Below are 19,113 nucleotides of genomic sequence, written 5' to 3' on the forward strand. Positions count from 1 at the left end.
TCGCCGTAAGGTCGGCGGCCACCCGGGTCGCCTCGCCGGGTCCTAGTCCAGGGTTCGCCGATATCGTGCCATGGCGAGCGCCGTGACCACGCAGACGAAGGCGACCAGGGCCAGCAGCTCGCGCCACATGTCCTCGACCCCCTGGCCCTTCAGCAGGGCCCCGCGCACGACCCGCAGGAAGTGGGTGACCGGCACCACCTCGCCGATCGCCTGGGCCCAGGCGGGCATGCCCCGGAAGGGGAACATGAAGCCCGAGAGCAGGATCGAGGGCAGGATGTAGAACATGCTCATCTGCATGGCCTGGAGCTGGGACCTGGCCACCGTCGACATCAGGAAGCCCAGGGCCAGCGAGCCGATGATGAACAGCCCGATCCCCGTGGTCAGGCCGACCCAGCCGCCCAGCATGGGCACGTCGAACAGGAAGCGGGCCAGTAGCAGGATGATCAGGGTCTGGACCACGCCCACCGCCACGTAGGGGGCGAGCTTGCCGACCATCACCTCCAGCGGCTCCACGGGGGTGGCCAGCAGGCTCTCCATGGTGCCCCGCTCGGCCTCGCGGGTGACCGAGAGCGCGGTCATCATCACCAGTGTCATGGAGAGGATTACGCCCAGCAGGCCCGGCACGATGTTGTAGGCGGTGACCGCCTCGGGATTGTAGCGGCGATGGACCACCACCTCGAAGGGGGCCTTGCCCGCCGCGCGGGGGCTCAGCGCGCCCTTCAGGTCGTTGACCAGGGCCTGGTTCGGCAGGGCGGCCAGGGCCGCCACCGCCGCGCCGGTGGCCGAGGGGTCGGCGGCGTCGACCTCGACCAGGACCTGGGCCTTGTCGCCGCGCGCCACTCGCCGGGTGAAGTCGCCGGGGATGGTGATGGCGAACTGGACGTGGCCGCGCCGCACCATCTCGTCAAGTTCCGCGGGCGAGCGGGCCTGGGCGACCAGGTCGAAATAGGCGCTGTTATGCAGGGCCGAGGTGATCGAGCGGGCGAAGACGCTGTCCTCCTGCACCAGCAGGGCGGTCGGCAGGTGGCGCGGCTCGGAATTGATCGCGTAGCCGAACAGCAGGAGCTGGACCACCGGCAGGCCCAGCATCATGGCGTAGGTGATGCGGTCGCGGGTGAGCTGCTTGAACTCCTTGACCATCACCGCGAAGACCCGCGTAGGGGAGAAGCCGTTCATCGGAAATTGTCCTCCGATTGATCCATCAGCCGGATGAAGACGTCCTCCAGGCTGGGCTCGACCTGCGTCCAGCGGAACGGTTCGCGGCGATAGGGGGCGATGGCGGCCTCCACCGCGGCGCGGTCGGTTCCAGAGACATGCAGCGACTGGCCGAAGGGCGCGGCCATCTCGACGCCGTCGCGCTTGGCGATCTCGCCGGCCAGGCGGTCGATGCCTGGACCCTCCCCGTTGAAGGTGACCAGGGCGGTGTCGGCGATCACCTGGTCGGCCGTGCCGCGGGCGATCAGCTGACCATAGGCGATATAGGCGATCTCATGACAGCGCTCGGCCTCGTCCATGTAGTGGGTGGAGACCAGGACGGTCAGGCCCTGCGCCGAAAGCGCGTGGATCTCGTCCCAGAAGGTGCGCCTCGCCTTGGGATCGACCCCCGCGGTGGGTTCGTCCAGCAGCAGCAGCTTGGGTTCGTGCAGGGTGGCGGTGGCGAGCGCCAGCCGCTGCTTCCAGCCGCCGGAGAGCGATCCGGCCAGTTGGGCGCGCCGCTCGATCAGGCCCAGGCGTTCCAGGGCGGCGTCGACGCGGTCCTTGCGGTGGTCCAGGCCGTGGACCCGGGCGGAGAACTGCAGGTTCTCCTCCAGGCTCAGGTCCTCGTAGAGCGAGAACTTCTGGGTCATGTAACCGGCGCGGCGCTTGATCAGGTTGGCCTGGGTGATGATGTCCAGGCCGAGCGCCGTGCCCTCGCCGGAGTCGGGCGTCAGCAGGCCGCACAGCATCCGCAGGGTGGTGGTCTTGCCCGAGCCGTTGGGGCCGAGGAAGCCGCAGATCCGGCCCTCCTCGACCTGCAGGGAGACGTCGCGCACGACGTGCTTGTCGCCGAAGCTCTTGTTCAGGCCCCGGACATCGATGGCGAGGCTCATTGGCCGCCGCCGATCGGCTCGACATCGACGGGCTGGCCGGGGTTTAGCCTCACCGAGGGCCTGGCCTCGACCAGGTAGACGAGGCGGTCGCGGGCGTCGCGGCTGTAGATGATCGGCGGGGTGAACTCGGGCCGGGGACTGATGAAAGTGATCTTCGCGGTCAGGCCGGCCTGACAGCCGTCGCAGGTAAAGGCCACCGTTCCGCCCGGGCGATAGGCGGAGATCTCCCGCTCGGGCACGAAGAACCGCAGCTTGATCCGGTCGTCGGGCAGCAAGGCGACGATAGGCTGGTTGGCGGGGGCCCACTCGCCCTTCTGGAAGAACACCTCCTCGACGCGGGCGGCGCCCGGCGCGACGGGCGCGATGTCGGTCAGCCGCGCGTCGGCCGCGCCCAGGACAGCGCCGGCCTGCTGCACGCGGGAATCGGCGGCGCGAATCTGGTCCTCGCGGGCGCCGAGGGCGGCGGCCTGACGCTGGCGCCGGGCCGCGGCGAGCTGGGCGGCGGCGGCGTCATAGGCCGACTGGGAATCGTCGAGGCGGGCCGGAGCGTAGATGCCCTGCCTCACCAGGGGCCGGATCCGGCGCAGGTCGGCGGCGGCGTCGCGCAGGCGCGCGTCGGCCGCGGCGATATTGGCGTCGAAGACGGCGAGCTCCACGGCCCGCTGGCCCTTTCGGGCGTCCTGCGCCTGGGCCTGGGCGGTCTCCACCTCGGCGGCGGCCTGGTCGCGCTGGGCCTGGAGCTGGGCCGGATCGACCACGAACAGGCGCTGGCCGGCGCTCACCCGGTCGCCCCGCTGGACGAAGACCTGGTCCACGCTGCCGGCGACCGGGGCGGCTAGGTAGAGCGGCTCGCCTTCCACATAGCCGGTCAGGCTCTTGGGTTGGGACAGCCGAGGCGCGATCCAGATCACCGTGACGATGGTCGCCGCCGTGACCAGCAGGCCTCCGACCAGCAGGCGTTGCGGATTCATGAGCGCGTCTCCGGTGTGGTCGCCATCCCGCGCAGCCAGAGCTCGACATGCTGGCTGGCGACGGCGGGGATATCGAAGGGGTCGGCGCCGATGGGCTCGAAGGTCTCGCGCCAGATGACGCTCACCAGCATGGGCGAGATAAGAGAGAGGGCGTATTGGCGCGGATCGCCGGCCCGAAGCTCGCCCCGCGCCTGGCCCGCGGCGATCGCCATGGTCATGGCGCCCAGGGCGGGCCGCACCAGCTGGTCGTGCCAGGCGCGGGCCAGTTCCGGGAAATTGCCCGACTCGCCGATCACCATCTTCACGACGCCGCCCAGTGGCGTGGTGGTGGCGATCTGGCTGATCACGCCCACGACGCCGCGCAGCAGGTCGGGAAACGAGTCCGGATTCGCCGCGATATAGGCCTGGATCAGACTGAGATTGGGCGCCACACCCATTTCGACGACGGCGCGGAAGATGTCTTCCTTGGTGGCGAAGTAGAGATAGATCGCCCCTTTCGACACGCCCGCGCGGGTGGCGATGTCGTCCAGCCGCGCCGCAGCGAAGCCTTTTTCCGAGAAAATCTCGAACGCCGCGGCGACGATCTCGTCGGGCCGTTCGGCCTTGCGGCGCTTGAATTTCGGTTCGCCGGCGGGGAGCATCAGCGTCTCTCTAATAACTGACTGGTCAGTTATTAGTACGCCTCCAAGAGGCTCTTGGCAAGCGGTTCGCCAGACTGCGGCCAAGCTTGCCTACGGCCAAGCTGGGCCAAGGACCCGCCTTAACCACGTCACCAAATGGCCCTTTTGAGTCGGTGAATCCGCCGAACGCCGGTCACGCCTGATGGCTGTCCGGCGCAGGAAATGCGGAAACGGGAGACCAAGAATGAAAATCAGGAAGACAAACGGCGTGGTGATAGGCGCCCTTCTGCTGGGCGCGTTGAGCCTCGGCGGCTGCGCCACCAAGAAGTTCGTCAACGAGCAGGTCGCCGTCGTCGACGCCAAGGTGGCCGGCCACGAGACCCGGATCGGCGAGCTGGACCGGACGTCCCGCGAGGCGCTCGAGCGCGCCACCGCCGCCGGCAAGCTGGCCGAGGGCAAGTTCATGTACACGATGGTGCTGTCGGACGACGCGGTGAAGTTCCCGCTAGACCAGGCGACCCTGTCGCCCGAGGCCGAAGAGCGGATCGCCGCCCTGGCCGAGCGTCTGAAGGCCGAGAACCGCAACGTCTATGTCGAGGTCCAGGGCCACACCGACGCCACCGGCACGAATGAGTACAACGACAAGCTCGGCGCGGACCGGGCCGAGGCCGTGCGTCGCGCCTTGAACAAGCAGGGCGTGGCGCTGAACCGCATGTCCTCCATCTCGTATGGTGAGGAAGTCCCGGTGGCTCCGAACAACGACCGCGCCGGCCGCTCGGCTAATCGCCGCGTGGTGCTGGTCGTCCTGAGCTAGGTGAGGGGCGGGAGGTCTGCCGGCGCGGACCTCCCGGCGTCATGGCCCGAAGATTCGCGGTTAACGGGATCTGGGAACTTCTGGAACACGGACGAAACGAACCGTGACCGAATCAGCGACTTCGCCCGATTCAGCTTTTGTTCCCTACAAGGTATTGTATCCCAAGGGCCCGCGGGCACAAACCCATTGCGGCTTCCTGACGGGAAATTCGGGGTCCGGAAGCCAGAACGGCCATTTGGGCTCCTGCTTCGCCTTGACGTCGGACACAGCCTTCGCCTATATCGCCGGCTCTCGCGCGGGTCCGCCCGCCGCATCCCTATTTCTCGCGTAGGTCAGAAGCCATGTCGCGTCGTTGCGAACTCACCGGTATCGGCCCCATGGTCGGCCACAATGTGAGCCACTCGAATATCAAGACCAAGCGTCGGTTCCTGCCGGCGCTGGCGCCCGCCTCGCTGCAGTCGGACGCGCTGGGTCAGACCTTCCGCCTGCGCATCACCAACGCGGCCCTACGCACCCTGGACTTCCGGGGCGGCCTGGACGTGTTCCTGATCAAGGCCCGCGACGAGAACCTCTCGCCGCGCGCACTGAAGATCAAGAAGCAGGTGAAGGCCAAGCTGGCGGCTCAGACCGCCGCCGCCTAAGGCGAACTTCAAACGAATTCGAAAGGGCCGTCCTCCGGGGCGGCCCTTTTGTTTTGCCTGACGCCTGGGCGCGGACCTATGTCTGCGTATCGCAGAGCTGAGAGGCGCCGCCATGACCCCAAGCAAGACCATCGCGGCCATGGCCGTGCTCATCGCCCTGTCGGGCTGTTCGCCGAAGAACGAGCCGGCCGCACCCGCCGCTGCCCCCGCGGCCGCGCCCTCGGCCGATGTCTTCAACTTCAAGATCGGCGCCCTGGACGCGACGGCCTTGAGGGACGGGAATCTCGAGGGCCCTAATGACGGCAAGACCTTTGGCGTCGGCCGCCCGCCCAGCGACGTCGCCGCCTTGCTAAAGGCCGCCGGGCTGGCGACCGACACCCTCAAGCTCAGCCTCCAGCCGCTGCTGGTGCGCGGGGACGGCAAGGTCCTCCTGTTCGACGCCGGCGCGGCCGGGATCTCATGGGCGCCTCAGGCCGGCAAGCTCATCGCCGCGTTGCGCGCCGCCGGCGTGGAGCCCGCCCAGGTCACCGACATCTTCATCTCGCACAGCCACGGCGATCACGTCGGCGGCCTGGTCCACCCCGGCGGGGTCCTCACCTTCCCCAACGCCACGATCCACATGTCCGCGCCGGAATGGACCGCCATGAAAGCCGACACCCAACTGGCGGCGATGGTCCCGGTCGTCACGCCGAAGGTCGCCGCGTTCCAGCCCGGCGCGGCGATCCTGCCCGGCCTGGTGACCGCCGTGGCGGTGAACGGCCATACACTTGGCCACAGCGCCTATGAAATCGCCTCGGGCCCGGAACGGCTGCTCTATATCGGCGACACCGCCCACCACTTCGTCGTCTCGGTGCAGAAGCCCGACTGGACGGTCGCCTATGACGGTGATGCGCCGACCGCCCAGGCCAGCCGCCGGGCCCTGCTCAAGCGCGCGGCCGATCAGGATCTGCGGCTTTACGCGCCGCACTTCCCGTTCCCCGGTGTCGGCCGCGTCCGCACCCAGGGCGACGGCTTCGTCTGGGCGCCGGAATAGGGCGGCCCCCTACTTCAGGACCTCGTCGAACAGGGCCGTCATCTCGCGCCAGCGCCCCTCCGAGGCCTCGGTCGTAGACCGGCATGTCGGGCGGGTCTTATGGCCTGGGGTTCCCCTTGGCCGGCCGCCAGTCGAAGGCCAGCAGCAGCGTGCGCTGCACGCTTTGGAAGTTGTCGTCGGAGATCAGGTAGAATCGCTGGCCGCCCTTGGTCGGCACTGCGGCCAGGCCTTCGAAATTGTCGACGGTCAGCGGCCGGGTCAGGTCCATCCGATCCACCTCCAGGCCGGTGGGCCCCATGATGGTCAGGCTGATCCGGCTGCCGCGAATTGCGTCCCAGGCGCGCAGCAGATAGGCGGTGTTGCCGTCGGGCAGGCGGGTCATGGCCACCAGGCCGAACTCCGCCGGCTTGGGGATCAGCAGCGAGGCCGCGCAGGCGCCGCCGATCTCGCAGGTCCAGGTCTGGCCGGACTCCTCTCCGCCCGCGACATAGGCCAGCGGCCCCCGCGCCGGGTCGAGCGCCAGGGCCTCGAGGCCGCCGTTGGGCTCGAGGCCGGCGGTCGGAGCGGGCGCCTCGAGCGGCGGGGCCCCATTGGCTGGATAGAGCCAGATGCGATGGCGTTGCTCGAAACTGACCAGCTTGCCGCCGCTCGGCAGCAGGGCGAGCCCCTCGGCGTCGGCTTCCAGCTTGCCCGGCAGCGGCTTGCCATCGGGACCCGGAAGCGCGGCGATCACGGCCTTGGTCACGCCGACCAGCCGTCCGGCGCCGCCCAGGACGATCCTGGCGGTCAGCAAGTCGCCTTCGTCGGTGATCGCCGTCAGCCGTCCGTCGGTGGAGATGTCGAGGTCCGACAGTCCGTGCAGCCGGGTGGTCTCGACGGAGGTGAGCACCAGGCCGCCGGCGTAGTGGAACGCGCCGATCCGGTCCTGGGCCGGGTCCTGGGGATTGAGCGCCACGGGCTCGGCCTTGATGGCGACCCCGCCATCGGCCGCCACGGGCGATCCGGGCAGGCCGGCCAGGCTGGGGGCGCAGGCGCCGAGCGCCAGGGCGAGGACCGCGCCGGCGACGGCCCGCCGGCTCAAGCCACGGCCCTCCGCACTTCCTTGAAGGTCGAGCGGCGGGCCGGACCTTGCGGTCCCTGGGTGCTGGGCGGCGGTTGCAGCAGGTTGGCGTTCTTGCGGGTCACCCGGCGCACCTCCTCGTCGAACAGCTCGGCGAGCTGGTCGACGATGGCGCCGGCCAGTTGCTCCACGTCGACGATGGTCACGGCGCGGCGATAGTAGCGGGTCACGTCGTGGCCGATGCCGATGGCGATGAGCTGGACCGGGCTCTTGCCCTCGATCTCACCGATCACCTCGCGCAGGTGGCGCTCAAGATAGTGGCCAGAGTTCACCGAGAGGGTCGAGTCGTCCACCGGCGCCCCGTCGGAGATCACCATCAGGATGCGCCGGGCCTCGGCGCGGCCCATCAGCCGCTGGTGGGCCCACATCAGCGCCTCGCCGTCGATGTTCTCCTTGAGCAGCCCCTCGCGCATCATCAGGCCGAGATTGCGCCGCGCGCGCCGCCAGGGGGCGTCGGCGGACTTGTAGATGATGTGGCGCAGATCGTTCAGTCGGCCGGGCTGGGCGGGCTTGCCAGCCTTCAGCCAGTCCTCGCGGCTAGCCCCGCCCTTCCAGGCCCGGGTGGTGAAGCCGAGGATCTCGGTCTTCACGCCGCAGCGTTCCAGGGTGCGGGCCAGGATGTCGGCGCAGACCGCGGCGACCATGATCGGGCGGCCGCGCATCGAGCCGGAATTGTCGATCAGGATGGTCACCACAGTGTCGCGGAACTCGGTGTCTTCCTCTTCCTTGAAGGCCAGGGAGGCGGTGGGGTCGACGATCACCCGGGTCAGGCGCGCGACGTCCAGGATTCCTTCCTCGAGGTCGAAGGTCCAGGAGCGATTCTGCTGGGCCATCAGCTTGCGCTGCAGCTTGTTGGCTAGGCGCGAGACCACGCTGGAGAGGCTGGCGAGCTGCTGGTCCAGATAGGCGCGCAGCCGGGTCAGCTCCTCAGCGTCGCACAGCTCCTCGGCCGCCACCACCTCGTCATGGGCGGTGGTGAACACCTTGTAGGTCGCCTGCTTGCCCTCGCCCTTCAGGTCGGGCCGGGCGGGCTGCTCGCCGTCGCCCATCTCGGGCGGTTCGTCGCTGTCTTCGGCCTCGGAATCGTCGTCGGCCTGCATGGCCTGGCTGTCGGCGTCCTCGCTCTCGCGATGCGACGCCTCGCTCTCGTCCATAGAGGTCTGCTGCGGCGATTGGCCTTCGCCGTCGCCCTCTTCGCCGTCCTCGCTGGCGTCGCTCTCGCCGTCCTCGCCTTCCTCGTTCTCGTCGTCGGCCTGGTCGGGGGCGTCGGAGAGGTCGTCGCCCAGGGACAGGTCGCGCAGGATGGTGCGGGCGATGCGCGCGAAGGTCTTCTGGTCGTGGAAGGCGTCGGCCAGCTTGTCGAGGTCGGGGCCGGCCTTGCTCTCCACCTCGGCGCGGAACAGGTCGACCAGGGGCCGGGCCATGACGGGCGGCGGCTCGCCGGTCATCCGTTCGCGGGCTATCATGGCCACCACCTCGGCCATCGGCGGATTGGCCAGGGCCTCGAGCTGGTTCAGGGGCTTCTTGGCCCAGGCGTGCTCATGCACCGCGCGCAGGTTGTCCTTCACGCCGCCCAACGCATTGGCGCCGATCGCCTCGATGCGGGCCTGCTCCAGGGCGTCATAGACCGGCGCGCCCAGGGCCGAGGCCGGCCGGGCCTTGGCGTGCGCCGCGATGTCGTGGTGGGCGATGCGCAGCGCCATCTGGTCGGCCAGGCCGCGGATGCGCGCGGCGTCGGCCGGAGTCAGGTCGCGGGGGGGATGTGGCAAGACCGCGCGCTTGCCGGCGAGCAGGGGCCCCTCGCCCGAATAGACGATCTCCAGGTCGGGCATCTCGGCGAGCGAGCGCGCGGCGTTAGCCAGCGCGCGTTTGAAGGGCTCGATAGGGCTTTCCGGATTCTTGGCCATGACCTTTTCGTCATAGCCCAGCGGCGGCGGGGGAGGGAAGCGTCCCGTGGGTTTAGTGTCGCACCCCTGTCGCAGAACATGTTCTGTTTACGATTTCACGTAAAGGTTGAACACTGCATAATTGCAGGAGTGAGGAGATACTCGTGACCGCGGTGGCCTGTTTGAGAGTGGCCGTCGACGCCGATCGCACCGGGATTCCCGTGGTGTCGCTGGGCCCATTGGTGGCCAAGTTCGCAGCGGCCTATCTGGAAAGCCGCTGGCTGTGGCCCCGCAAGTTCGCGCCGCTCACGCACTATTCGTTCCTGTTGACCGACCCGCGCTCCGACGAATTGGACGTCGCCGAGTTGGCGCGGCTGTCCGACGAGCTGCAGATCAAGCTGTTCGGGGAGGCCGACGAGGGTCAGGTCGGGCTGCTGTTGTTCGAAGGCCCCGCCGAGGCGGTGACCGCCTTCGCCGCGCTTGACGCCGCCACGGTGGCCCGGGCCTTGCTCGACCCCTCGCTGCTGCCGCCGGGCGGGCGGCTGAGCAAGATCGAGTCGCCCGACCAAGCGGCCAAGGCCGCCAAGTCGGATACGCTCGCTCCGCCCCGGGCCGCGGGGCCCGGATGGGTCGAGCAGCGCCTGATCGGGGCCGTGGACGAGGTCGCCGCGCCGTCGTTCGACATGCCGCAGCTTGAGGGCCTGCAGGGAATCTATTTCACCCTGCGGGGACTGTTCGTCGGCGATGTGATCAGTTCGACGCCGGGCACGGCCCGGACCCATCTGACCCTGCTCGAGGGCGCCGAGCACATGCCGGCCCAGCCGGAGGTCTTCGACGCCGACTGCCTGGCCGCGGCCCTGCACTATCTGGACGGGCCGGGCGTCGAGGCGATGCTCTACCTGCCGATCTGCTATTCCAACATCATCCGCGCCACCAAGCGCGCGGACTACGAGAAGCTGTTCGAATCCCTGCCGCCCGAGCGGCGTCCGGTTCTGGCCGCGGCGGTCTATGACGTCCCGCGCGACCCGGCCTTCGGGGCGCTCAGCGTGCTGCGCTCGACCCTCAGCCGCTACTTCACCAACATCGACCTGCGCACGCCCGATCCCGGCTTCGAGGTCGAGAAACTGCCGATGCAGGCGGTCAACAGCGTCACCTTCGTCCTGCCGGAAGGCGACCAGCGCGCGCGCCTGGTCGCCCTGCGCCGGTTCGTCGAGCGGCTGCCGCTGTTCAAGCAGCGGCGAATCTGGCCGGCGGTGACCAATGTCCGCAACCGGCTGGAGCTGGAGGCCTGCGTCGCCGCCCAGGTGCCGTTCGTCACCGGCCCCGGCGTCTGCCGCCTGCAGACCGCGCCGGTCGGGGGGCGGATGCAGGACATCCGCGCCCTTCCCGTGCTGGCCGCCTAGCCCAACCTATTTTTTGGCGCGCCAGGCCTTGCCCTGGGTCTCGGCCAGGTCGACCAGGTTGCCCATGGCAACATTGACGTCGACCAGGTGCAGACCCCAATCAGGGGGCACCGCCCCCGGCTTGATGGCGTCGATCCGCGGGTCGGCGGGATCGCTGTTCACGGCCACCGCCAGGTAGTTGAAGCCGTTCTCGTTGACGCAGCGGGCCCTGAGCAGGCCCGGGACCGAGACGAAGGGTGTCTCGACCTTGATGTCCTTGGCCCAGCCGGCCGGATCGTGGCCGTTGCCGGTCGCAGCCATATAGGCGCGCAGGTCGCCCTTGCCGCCCGATAGGTTGGCGGGGTTCACGCAGGCCGCCTCCATGGCGGGATTGGGCTCGCGCGGCTTGCCGAACCGGCTGTTGGCGGGGGGCGGTGTGGCCTCCAGGAAGCTCGCATAGGCCACCACGCAGCCGGTCTGGGTCGCCGACTTGCAGAGCGGCATGGATTTGAAGGTCCCGGTGTCCTGTCCCTTGGTGACCGGGAGGTTGGTTCCGAGCAGCAGGGCGGAGATGACCTTCGCCTGGACCGGCTTGCCATCGATCTCGCTGGCGATGAGCTGGGTCAGTACGCCCGAGCCCTGGCTATGGCCGATCAGGACGACGCCGCGGCCCTTGTTCTCGCTCTTCAGGTACTGGTTCCAGGCGTCGACCACGTCCTGGTAGCCGGTCTGCGGACGTGGCGCGTTGGCGGCCAAGCCGTCCGGCATGGGTTGGCCGGTGATCATCGCGCGCAGGGCCGTCAGAGTGAACTGGCGGTACATGGGCGCATAGACCCGGCACTTGGAGGCGAAGCGCGAGAGCTGCTGCTCGACCACCCGCTGCTCCTCGGCGTTGGGCGTCATGTCCGAGAGCACCGACTTGTCGGTCGACACGGTCGGATAGACGTAGAAGCAGTCGATCGGCGCCTTCGGATCGGCCTTCCAGGTTTCCTTGACCGCCTTGCCGGCGGCGGTGACCACAGTCGCGGTGTTGTCGCCCGAACAGGCGTCGGTGCGCCCCGGCCAGCACAGCCAGTTCTCGGCCTTCGAGTAGTCGTTATGGTCACCGGCCGGCATCTGCGCCGAGGCCGGTGCGCCAAGGACGGCAAGGGCGAGCGAGCCTGCGGCGAAGGCCGCGAGCGAAATCCTGGACATGTTTCCCCGCTGAAAATCTATTGTTCGCAATGGGACGAACATCGCCCCGCCGCGCGGCGGGGTCCAGCCCGATCATGCAATCTTGAAATCCGGGGTCGCGTTGCGCCCCGCCTCGGCCGCGACGGTGGCGTATCCAGGTGCGGCGGTGGGTCCCAGGGCCTCGTCGATGGCGGCGAAGAGCTTGCCCGCATCGATCGGCTTGGGAACGAACCCGGACATGCCGGCGTCCATGTATTCCTTGACCTGATGGCTCATGACGTTGGCCGAGAGGGCCAAGATCGGCATCGGCGCTCGCTCGAGTTCGGCCTCGTGACGGCGGATCGCCAGGGTCGCGTCCAGCCCGTTCATCTCCGGCATCTGAATATCCATCAGCACGAGGTCGAAGTCGCCGGCGATGACCGCTTCGATCGCTTCGCGGCCATTGGAAACCAGTGTGAGTTCGACCCCGGCCGGCTCCAGCAAGGACTTGAGAATCAACTGGTTGGTGGCGTTGTCCTCGGCGGCGAGAATGCGCGCGATCACGCCGCTTGCGGGTGGCGGATCAGGCTCGGCGCGGCGGCTCGGCGCCTCGCCGCGTTTTTCCAGCGGCAAGGTGAAGGTGAAGCGCGAACCGTGCCCCTGAACGCTCTCCACCGCGATCCGGCCGCCCATCAGTTCGATCAGCTCGCGACTGATCGCCAAGCCCAGCCCGGTCCCGCCGAACCTGCGATTGGAGGCGGCGTCCACCTGGTTGAATTTCTGGAACAGCTCACCCAGCCGTTCGGCGGGAATGCCGATGCCGGTGTCATGGACGACGAAGGCGAGGCCCTGCGGGACGGTCGTGACCGTGACGCCCACTTCGCCGTCCGCGGTGAACTTCACGGCGTTCGACACCAGGTTGCCGATGACCTGGCGAAGGCGGAAGCCGTCGCCCCACCACAGTCCGCGCGCCTCGGGGGCGATGTGAACCTTGAGGGAGACGTCCTTCTGCGCGGCCAGGTTCTTGAACGTCTCGCTGGCGCTTTCGATGGCTTCGGCGAGATCGAATTCGTGACGGTCGATCTCGATCCGCCCGGCTTCGATCTTCGAGATGTCGAGGACGTCGTTCAGGACGACGAGCAGCGACTGGCCCGAGGCGCGGATCACCTTCAACCGTCCGGCCTGGGCCTCGGAGAGGTCCTGCCGGGACATCACCTGCGCCATGCCGAGGATGCCGTTGAGCGGCGTACGGATCTCGTGGCTCATGTTCGCCAGGAACTGGGACTTGGCGATGTTGGCGCTGTCGGCCTGGTCGCGCGCGCGCACGAGTTCGGCCATGGTCCGCGCCAGCGCCGCGTCCCGGGTCGCGAGCTCCTGGATGATCGACCTCATGCGCGCCACGAGAGCCAGGCCGGCGCCCAGCAGGATCAATCCGCCGATCAAGGAGGCCGGGATGGCGTCGATCAAGACCTGCCTGCCGGGTTGCTTCGGCGTCCAGGCGAGTTGGCCGACGGCGCGGCCGTTGATGTCGACGATGGGGATGCTCGCGCGGCTCTCCGCCGATCGGCCGGGCACGACGCTGGCGTGCCGAACCCGAAGGTCATGATCCATGTCGGTCAGGAAGGCCCCGTCCATGCGGCGCGCCGAGACCACGATCTCCGCGCCGCCCGCCCGTTGCGGAACGGCGTCGGTCTCGGGCCTGACGGTCGTGGCCCCGACCAGGTAGAACTGGCCGTCCGACACGACCACGCCATGGGTGGTCAGGGAAGGATCGATGGCGAGCCGCGAGGACGGCGTGGCTGAGTCGCGTATCGCTCGCTCGCGATCCCGCAGCCGCGCCAAAAGTGGTGCGACGGAGCGGGAGAACGCCGAGACCGCTGATGGCGAAGCCCGGCTCTCGCCGCGCCACGCATAGACCGACCTGTCCCGACTATCGAAGATCACGGTGATGTCGTGGTCCATGTAGTCGGCGTAGTAGCTGCCGATCTCGACGTCAGCCCAGACCAGGTCGACCGTTGGCCCAAGCCTTTTGTAGGCGTCGTCCCAGACGGTGGCGGAACTGATGTCGGTGACGATCTGGTCGAGGGTGCGATCGATTCGAACCGACACCAGTCGGCGTTCCTCACCGACCTGCACCCGGTCCACCGAGACGGCGGTGTGCGCCAGCAGACCCGCAGCGCCGGCGGTTACGATCGCCAGGATCAACGCCGCCAAGGCGACGATCCGGCGGGCCGCGATCTGACTCTGGGAAGTGTTGGAGACCATTGCGCCCGCGATGAAGATCGGTCCGGACGCTCGCAGACGGCCGTCATCAAACCGTAAAGAGGCAGGATGTGGCAATGCAGCACGCTTTGCCACAACTAGGGAGGGTTGCTTCTATTCTTCAAAAGCTTAAGGCGATCCATACCTCCCAGAATGGGCGCCCATGGGTGGCCTGTTAGGCGACTCTCACTCGCGCCGTGCTTTCCGGCAGGTCCTGCCCGAAAGCGCGCTGGTAGAACTCGGCGACGGTGCCGCGCTCCAGCTCATCGCACTTGTTCAGGAAGGTCATCCGGAACGACAGCGCCAGGTCCCCGCCAAAGATCTCGGCGTTCTGGGCCCAGGTGATCACCGTCCGCGGGCTCATGACCGTGGAGATGTCCCCGTTCATGAAGGCGTTGCGGGTCATGTCGGCCACGCGGACCATGGCGGCGATGGTGCGCTTGCCCTCGGCGTTGTCGTAGTGCGGCGACTTGGCCAGCACGATGTCGGCTTCGACGTCGTGGGCCAGGTAGTTCAGCGTGGTGACGATCGACCAGCGGTCCATCTGACCTTGGTTGATCTGCTGGGTGCCGTGATAGAGGCCCGTGGTGTCGCCCAGACCGATGGTGTTGGTCGTGGAGAACAGGCGGAAGAACGGGTTGGGCCGGATCACGCGGTTCTGGTCGAGCAGGGTCAGCTTGCCCTGGGCTTCCAGGATGCGCTGAATCACGAACATCACGTCCGGACGGCCGGCGTCGTATTCGTCGAACACCAGGGCCACCGGCCGCTGGATCGTCCAGGGCAGGATGCCTTCGCGGAACTCGGTGACCTGCTTGCCGTCCTTCAGGACGATGGCGTCCTTGCCGACCAGGTCGATACGCGACACGTGGCTGTCCAGGTTCACCCGGATCAGCGGCCAGTTGAGGCGCGCGGCCACCTGCTCGATGTGGGTCGACTTGCCCGTGCCGTGATAGCCCTGGACCATCACCCGGCGATCGAAGGCGAACCCGGCGCAGATGGCCTTGGTGGTCTCCGGATCGAACTTATAGGCGGTGTCCAGATCGGGCACGTGGGCGTCGCGCTGCGAGAACGCGGGCACGGTCATGTCACTGTCCACGCCGAAGGCCTCGCGAATGGAGACCTTCTTGTCCGGGACCAGCGCGATCAGCTTGTCGTCTTGGGTGTCGGCGAAAGAAGTCATGGCGGGCTTCGATTACAGGGTTACGCGGTCAATGCAAACGGCAGTTTGCGGGCTTGGGGCGACTTGGGCCCTGGGTGTGGCTCAGGCGCTTTCCGCATCCTGCCGCAGCTTCCGTGGGGTCAGTCCCCACCAGGCTTTGACCGCGCGGGAGAAGGCGCTCTCCTGGGAGTAGCCCAGGCCGCGGGCCAGTTCGGCCAGCGGCAGGCGCGACTGGGTGAGCAGCAGCATGGCCTCGCGCATCCGCGTTTCGTCGCGCAGCTGGGTGAAACTGACGCCTGCTTCGGTCAACCGCCGCTGGAGACTGCGCAGGGAAAGGCCGAGTTCGCCGGCGGTGTCGGCGACGCTGGCCGTCTCGAACCCGGCCCGGCGGATCACCGCCTGCACATGGGCGCAAAGGGCTTCGTCGCGGTCCTGGTCGTGCAGCAGCCCTTCCGCATAAGCCATGTTCAGCTCCAGCAGGCGCGGGTCGGCGCCGGGGATCGGCCGGGCGAGGTCGGCGCGCGCGAAGACCAGGCCCGCGCGGGCCGCGAACTCGACCGGCAGGTCCAGGAAATCCTCATAGATCGACCGAGGCGCCGGCGCGCCGGCCATCAGGATCACCCGCGCGGGCCGCACGCCGGACCCGTTCAACCCGGCCCGGCGCCCGGCCGTGGAGCCCAGGACCGACTCGATCTGCAGGCGGTGGGCGTCCACCGGTCCCGGCGTGGGCATGTAGGTCAGCCTCAGGCCCTGCGCCTCGTCGGTGGCGTGATAGACGCCGCTGTTGCTGACAAGCTGCTGGTAGCGCAGCAGGCGGGCCAGCGCCTCGCCCACCGTGGCGCTGTGGGCGCCGATGATCGCCACGACGTTGGTCGCCTGCACCGGCAGGCCCGCGCCCACCTTGAATCCCAGCAGGGGATCGGGATGCAGCATGGCCGCGCGGCGCCACAGCCGGCGGGCGGAGGCGACATCCACCCGGGAATCGCGGGCGACGAAACCGTCCTCGAAGCCACGCAGGCCATCGGTGAGGGCGCGCCGTTCCAGGCCCTCGCGGACCAGGCCGTCGAGGGCCGCGTTCATCCAGCCCGCCATGATGGTGGAAGCCCCGCTCATGGGATCGACTAGAGATCATGCGCCAGTCCAAGCCAAGTCCCTTGGCGCATGATGTCAAATCTTCGGCGCGTGCGGCCAAGCGGGGAGGCCTAGGGTCGTCTCGACAAACCGGAGGAACGCCATGGGCCAGATCGCCGAGATCACCGTCACGCCCCAGGATACGGGCTTCGGCGCCCTGATCGAGGGTGTCGACCTGTCCCGCCCGCTGCCGCCCGCCGTCCTTGAGGCCGTGAAGGCCGCCTGGGCCCGGCACTCGGTGGTGGCCTTCCCCGGCCAGCCGCTGTCGCTGGAGGCCCTGGAGGCCTTCACCCAGGCCATCGGCCCCTTCGGCGTCGATCCCTTCATCGCGCCCATGGCGGACCATCCGAATGTCCTGGAGCTGCGCCGCGAGCCGGACGAGAAGGCGACGAACTTCGGCGCCGGCTGGCACTCCGACTGGAGCTTCCAGAAGACCCCGCCCGCCGCCACCCTGCTGCGTTCCCAGGTCGTGCCGCCCGTGGGCGGCGACACCCTGTTCGCCGACTGCTCGCGCGCCTACGAGGCCCTGTCGCCGGTGATGCAGGCGATGCTGGCGCCCATGAGGGCGGTGCACTCCGCCAGCCGCGCCTACGGAACCCAGGGCGTCTTCGCCAAGGAGACCGCCAAGCGGACGATGGAGATCATCGTCTCCCCCGAGGCCGACAAGACCCTGACCCACCCGTTGGTGCGCACCCATCCCGTCACTGGCCGCAAGGCGCTGTTCGTCAGCCCGGTCTACACGGTGGGGATCGAGGGCATGACGGTCCCGGAGAGCCAGGCGATCCTAGGCTTCCTGTTCGCCCACATCGTCCAGGACGCGTTCGTCTATCGTCACAAATGGCGGAAGGACATGCTGCTCATGTGGGACAACCGCTGCACCGTCCATTTCGCCGAGGGCGGCTATGACGGCCACCTGCGGGTCATGCATCGCACGACCGTCGCTGGCGAGGTTCCGCGTTAGCGGTCGCCGGCCGGGTCGCGGACTTCAGAACGCGACGGGGACCCGGCGTCCTGGCGGGGAAAATCGCTCCGTCCAGCGCATCCGCAGTTCGTCCACGGGGCGATCGAAGACCAGATAGAGCCCGACGGCCATGAGAACGGTGGCCAGGAGCGCGGCGGGCTTGGCCACAAGCGGGGCGGTCTGGTGACTGACCAGATAGGCTGCGATCGGATAGTGCACGAGATAGACCGGGAAGCTGAGATTGCCGAGATGGCGATCCAGGTCGCCTGAGGGCTTGGCGATCGACCGGGCCACATAGGGCAGCAGCGGCAGCATCCAGAAGAACGCGAAGATGTCGCGGTGGAACGGGTCGGCCACGGTCTTGTCGACAAAGGACCTGGTCGCCGGCGCCACGGCGGCCACGACCGTCAGGATGACGAAGGCGGCGAGGGAGGCATGGGCCAGCCGGCGGCTGGGTTCCCAACCGCGGAGGTGGGTCAGGACGCCCAGGACGAACACGGGAAGGTACTGGGCCACCGAGACGATTCCGAAATGGCCGGCGATCACCCAGCCCAGGATGGCGATGGTCAGCGATCCGACGCCCACCGCCCACAGGGGCAGGCTCATCGCCATGCCGACGATCAGCGGGATGAGCAGGTAGAACTGCAACTCGACATCCAGCGACCAGGAGATGCCGATCGGGTCATTGTCGCTGCTGGCGACGCCGATCAGCGAGAGGTTCTCCGCCTGGATGGGGCGCTGCAGGAGAATGGCCGCGGCGATCAGAGCCAGCAGGTACAGCGGCGCAATCCGCAGGTACCGGCTGGCGTAGAAGCGGCCCAGCCGGCGCTGCTGGAACTTCCGATCCCACATTCGCGCGACCCAGTAGCCGCTGAGATAGAAGAACAGGAGGACCGCCAGCCGTCCGATGTCCAGCCTCGAGAGATGGGAGGCGACCACGGCGAAGGCGAGGAGCAGCCTGAATGCTCCTGGCGACAGAATGCCGTCAGGCGGGACCGCGCCTTTCCAAAACATAGCGCTGTCCCTCGACGAGCCTCAAACCCCACGGCCCGCCAACGGTGAAAACCCAGGCGCCGTTCCACGCGGGCGTGTTCGCGATCGCGTGATTGCAGCCACGGTTGTTCGGCGCGCCGGCGTTCCGCACCGGGCTCCGGCGGCTATTTCTGTACGCGGCGTCAGACGCGCCGGTCTCAGGCCATCTTGGCTTTGCGCAGGACCTGGTAGGCCTTGATGACCCGCTGCAGCTTGTGCTCGGCCGAGCGGTCGCCGCCGTTGGAATCGGGGTGGCAGCGCTTCACCAGCTCGATGTAGCGGGCGCGGATCTTCGGCGGGTCAGCCGAGTCCTCAAGGTCGAGGTCGGCCAGGGCGTTGCGCTCCAGCTTGCCGATTCGCCGGGCCTCGGGGGTCGCCACGCGGGCGTTGGGTCCACCGCCGCCGAACAGGTTGAACGGGTCGCGATAGCCCTGGCCCTTGCCGAAGTTGTGGCTGGCGGCCGCCGATTCGCGGGAGAAGCGGCTGGCCTTGAACTCCCAGGTCGGCCGGTCGCCGGCGGCGCTCTGGGCCTGGCGCTGACGCACCTCGCCCTCGCTCATGCCGGCGAAGAAGTTCCACTGGCGGTTATATTCGGCCGCGTGGCCCTGGCAGAACCAGTAGTGCTCATTGAGCATGTCGCGGGATTTCGGCGCGCGCGCGGTCGCCGCCAGGCGGCACCCCGCATGGTCGCAAGCCCGTTCCCCGGGCTTGAGCGCAAAGACGTCGTCATCGGCCTGTGCGGCCTCTTCGGGGGTCGGCGGACGCACCCGGATGTCGACAAACTTAGGCTTGTATTGAAACGCGCCGGCCATGACCCAAGTATGAGGCTCCTAGAGTCCCTTTCAAGAATTGAACTTGA

17 protein-coding genes are annotated in these 19,113 nt (G+C 68.3%); 5 read left to right on the forward strand and 12 right to left on the reverse strand.

Translation table 11 applies throughout. The features are described 5' to 3' along the window. Positions 1-42: 42 nt before the first annotated feature. Genes Q8Q77_RS14125 through Q8Q77_RS14140 form a run of 4 tightly spaced genes read right to left on the reverse strand, consistent with a single transcriptional unit; the run spans position 43 to position 3,702 of the window. Positions 43-1,176, reverse strand: coding sequence for an ABC transporter permease (locus Q8Q77_RS14125; RefSeq protein ID WP_305584257.1), 1,134 nt, complete (start codon positions 1,174-1,176; stop codon positions 43-45). Then, positions 1,173-2,090, reverse strand: a complete 918-nt coding sequence (locus tag Q8Q77_RS14130; RefSeq protein ID WP_305584258.1) for an ABC transporter ATP-binding protein — start codon at positions 2,088-2,090, stop codon at positions 1,173-1,175. The genes Q8Q77_RS14125 and Q8Q77_RS14130 overlap by 4 nt, the downstream gene beginning before the upstream one ends. Continuing rightward, positions 2,087-3,061 carry an HlyD family secretion protein gene (locus Q8Q77_RS14135; RefSeq protein ID WP_305584259.1) on the reverse strand — a complete coding sequence of 325 codons (975 nt, stop codon included), beginning with the start codon at positions 3,059-3,061 and terminating at the stop codon, positions 2,087-2,089. The genes Q8Q77_RS14130 and Q8Q77_RS14135 overlap by 4 nt, the downstream gene beginning before the upstream one ends. Next, positions 3,058-3,702 (reverse strand): TetR/AcrR family transcriptional regulator, encoded by a 645-nt coding sequence (locus Q8Q77_RS14140; RefSeq protein WP_305584260.1) that lies wholly within the window; start codon positions 3,700-3,702, stop codon positions 3,058-3,060. The genes Q8Q77_RS14135 and Q8Q77_RS14140 overlap by 4 nt, the downstream gene beginning before the upstream one ends. 223 nt (positions 3,703-3,925) lie before the next feature. Between Q8Q77_RS14140 and Q8Q77_RS14145 the strand changes: the two genes are divergently transcribed. The 3 genes from Q8Q77_RS14145 to Q8Q77_RS14155 all read left to right on the forward strand — a co-directional run bounded on the left by Q8Q77_RS14145 (position 3,926) and on the right by Q8Q77_RS14155 (position 6,169). Next, on the forward strand, positions 3,926-4,495 hold the full coding sequence (locus tag Q8Q77_RS14145; RefSeq protein ID WP_305584261.1) for an OmpA family protein: 570 nt from the start codon (positions 3,926-3,928) through the stop codon (positions 4,493-4,495). Between the two features lie 341 nt (positions 4,496-4,836). Continuing rightward, positions 4,837-5,136, forward strand: coding sequence for a 50S ribosomal protein L28 (gene rpmB, locus Q8Q77_RS14150; protein WP_254836112.1), 300 nt, complete (start codon positions 4,837-4,839; stop codon positions 5,134-5,136). Between the two features lie 112 nt (positions 5,137-5,248). Then, positions 5,249-6,169: an MBL fold metallo-hydrolase gene (locus Q8Q77_RS14155; RefSeq protein ID WP_305584262.1), complete on the forward strand. Its 921-nt coding sequence runs from the start codon at positions 5,249-5,251 to the stop codon at positions 6,167-6,169. Between the two features lie 97 nt (positions 6,170-6,266). Here the strand turns inward: Q8Q77_RS14155 and Q8Q77_RS14160 are convergent, their stop codons facing one another. Further along, positions 6,267-7,250 carry an esterase-like activity of phytase family protein gene (locus tag Q8Q77_RS14160; protein ID WP_305584263.1) on the reverse strand — a complete coding sequence of 328 codons (984 nt, stop codon included), beginning with the start codon at positions 7,248-7,250 and terminating at the stop codon, positions 6,267-6,269. Continuing rightward, positions 7,247-9,196 carry a cobaltochelatase subunit CobT gene (cobT, locus tag Q8Q77_RS14165; protein WP_305584264.1) on the reverse strand — a complete coding sequence of 650 codons (1,950 nt, stop codon included), beginning with the start codon at positions 9,194-9,196 and terminating at the stop codon, positions 7,247-7,249. Before cobT ends, Q8Q77_RS14160 begins: the two co-directional genes overlap by 4 nt. Positions 9,197-9,339: 143 nt before the next feature. Here cobT and Q8Q77_RS14170 point away from each other — a divergent pair, with 143 nt between their 5' ends. Continuing rightward, on the forward strand, positions 9,340-10,578 hold the full coding sequence (locus Q8Q77_RS14170; protein WP_305584265.1) for a hypothetical protein: 1,239 nt from the start codon (positions 9,340-9,342) through the stop codon (positions 10,576-10,578). A gap of 6 nt (positions 10,579-10,584) precedes the next feature. On the opposite strand, the gene Q8Q77_RS14175 is transcribed toward Q8Q77_RS14170, so the two are convergent. The 4 genes from Q8Q77_RS14175 to Q8Q77_RS14190 form a co-directional block, all read right to left on the reverse strand. Beyond that, positions 10,585-11,751 (reverse strand): DUF3089 domain-containing protein, encoded by a 1,167-nt coding sequence (locus Q8Q77_RS14175; protein WP_305584266.1) that lies wholly within the window; start codon positions 11,749-11,751, stop codon positions 10,585-10,587. A 72-nt stretch (positions 11,752-11,823) separates the two neighbouring features. Then, complete coding sequence (locus tag Q8Q77_RS14180; protein WP_305584267.1) at positions 11,824-13,974, reverse strand: ATP-binding protein; 2,151 nt, start codon at positions 13,972-13,974, stop codon at positions 11,824-11,826. Between the two features lie 172 nt (positions 13,975-14,146). Next, positions 14,147-15,151 carry a cobaltochelatase subunit CobS gene (cobS, locus tag Q8Q77_RS14185; protein ID WP_305584268.1) on the reverse strand — a complete coding sequence of 335 codons (1,005 nt, stop codon included), beginning with the start codon at positions 15,149-15,151 and terminating at the stop codon, positions 14,147-14,149. Between the two features lie 81 nt (positions 15,152-15,232). Then, positions 15,233-16,243, reverse strand: coding sequence for an AraC family transcriptional regulator (locus Q8Q77_RS14190; RefSeq protein WP_305584269.1), 1,011 nt, complete (start codon positions 16,241-16,243; stop codon positions 15,233-15,235). Positions 16,244-16,364: 121 nt separating this feature from the next. Here Q8Q77_RS14190 and Q8Q77_RS14195 point away from each other — a divergent pair, with 121 nt between their 5' ends. Then, positions 16,365-17,222, forward strand: a complete 858-nt coding sequence (locus Q8Q77_RS14195; protein ID WP_305584270.1) for a TauD/TfdA family dioxygenase — start codon at positions 16,365-16,367, stop codon at positions 17,220-17,222. A gap of 24 nt (positions 17,223-17,246) precedes the next feature. On the opposite strand, the gene Q8Q77_RS14200 is transcribed toward Q8Q77_RS14195, so the two are convergent. Further along, positions 17,247-18,236, reverse strand: coding sequence for an acyltransferase (locus tag Q8Q77_RS14200; RefSeq protein WP_305584271.1), 990 nt, complete (start codon positions 18,234-18,236; stop codon positions 17,247-17,249). A gap of 176 nt (positions 18,237-18,412) precedes the next feature. After that, entirely contained in the window at positions 18,413-19,066 is a 654-nt protein-coding gene (locus Q8Q77_RS14205) for a J domain-containing protein (RefSeq protein WP_305584272.1), read from the reverse strand. Positions 19,067-19,113 lie beyond the last annotated feature (47 nt).

Source organism: Phenylobacterium sp. (assembly GCF_030698145.1).
GTDB lineage: Bacteria > Pseudomonadota > Alphaproteobacteria > Caulobacterales > Caulobacteraceae > Phenylobacterium.

Bases quoted from the DNA above. Each gene is read 5' to 3' on its own strand.
- Q8Q77_RS14200 (WP_305584271.1), bottom strand. From the start codon at position 18,236: ATGTTTTGGAAAGGCGCGGTCCCGCCTGACGGCATTCTGTCGCCAGGA.
- cobT (WP_305584264.1), bottom strand. From the start codon at position 9,196: ATGGCCAAGAATCCGGAAAGCCCTATCGAGCCCTTCAAACGCGCGCTG.
- Q8Q77_RS14205 (WP_305584272.1), bottom strand. From the start codon at position 19,066: ATGGCCGGCGCGTTTCAATACAAGCCTAAGTTTGTCGACATCCGGGTG.
- Q8Q77_RS14125 (WP_305584257.1), bottom strand. From the start codon at position 1,176: ATGAACGGCTTCTCCCCTACGCGGGTCTTCGCGGTGATGGTCAAGGAG.
- Q8Q77_RS14190 (WP_305584269.1), bottom strand. From the start codon at position 16,243: ATGAGCGGGGCTTCCACCATCATGGCGGGCTGGATGAACGCGGCCCTC.
- Q8Q77_RS14135 (WP_305584259.1), bottom strand. From the start codon at position 3,061: ATGAATCCGCAACGCCTGCTGGTCGGAGGCCTGCTGGTCACGGCGGCG.
- Q8Q77_RS14175 (WP_305584266.1), bottom strand. From the start codon at position 11,751: ATGTCCAGGATTTCGCTCGCGGCCTTCGCCGCAGGCTCGCTCGCCCTT.
- rpmB (WP_254836112.1), top strand. From the start codon at position 4,837: ATGTCGCGTCGTTGCGAACTCACCGGTATCGGCCCCATGGTCGGCCAC.
- Q8Q77_RS14155 (WP_305584262.1), top strand. From the start codon at position 5,249: ATGACCCCAAGCAAGACCATCGCGGCCATGGCCGTGCTCATCGCCCTG.
- Q8Q77_RS14195 (WP_305584270.1), top strand. From the start codon at position 16,365: ATGGGCCAGATCGCCGAGATCACCGTCACGCCCCAGGATACGGGCTTC.
- cobS (WP_305584268.1), bottom strand. From the start codon at position 15,151: ATGACTTCTTTCGCCGACACCCAAGACGACAAGCTGATCGCGCTGGTC.
- Q8Q77_RS14130 (WP_305584258.1), bottom strand. From the start codon at position 2,090: ATGAGCCTCGCCATCGATGTCCGGGGCCTGAACAAGAGCTTCGGCGAC.
- Q8Q77_RS14140 (WP_305584260.1), bottom strand. From the start codon at position 3,702: ATGCTCCCCGCCGGCGAACCGAAATTCAAGCGCCGCAAGGCCGAACGG.
- Q8Q77_RS14145 (WP_305584261.1), top strand. From the start codon at position 3,926: ATGAAAATCAGGAAGACAAACGGCGTGGTGATAGGCGCCCTTCTGCTG.
- Q8Q77_RS14180 (WP_305584267.1), bottom strand. From the start codon at position 13,974: ATGGTCTCCAACACTTCCCAGAGTCAGATCGCGGCCCGCCGGATCGTC.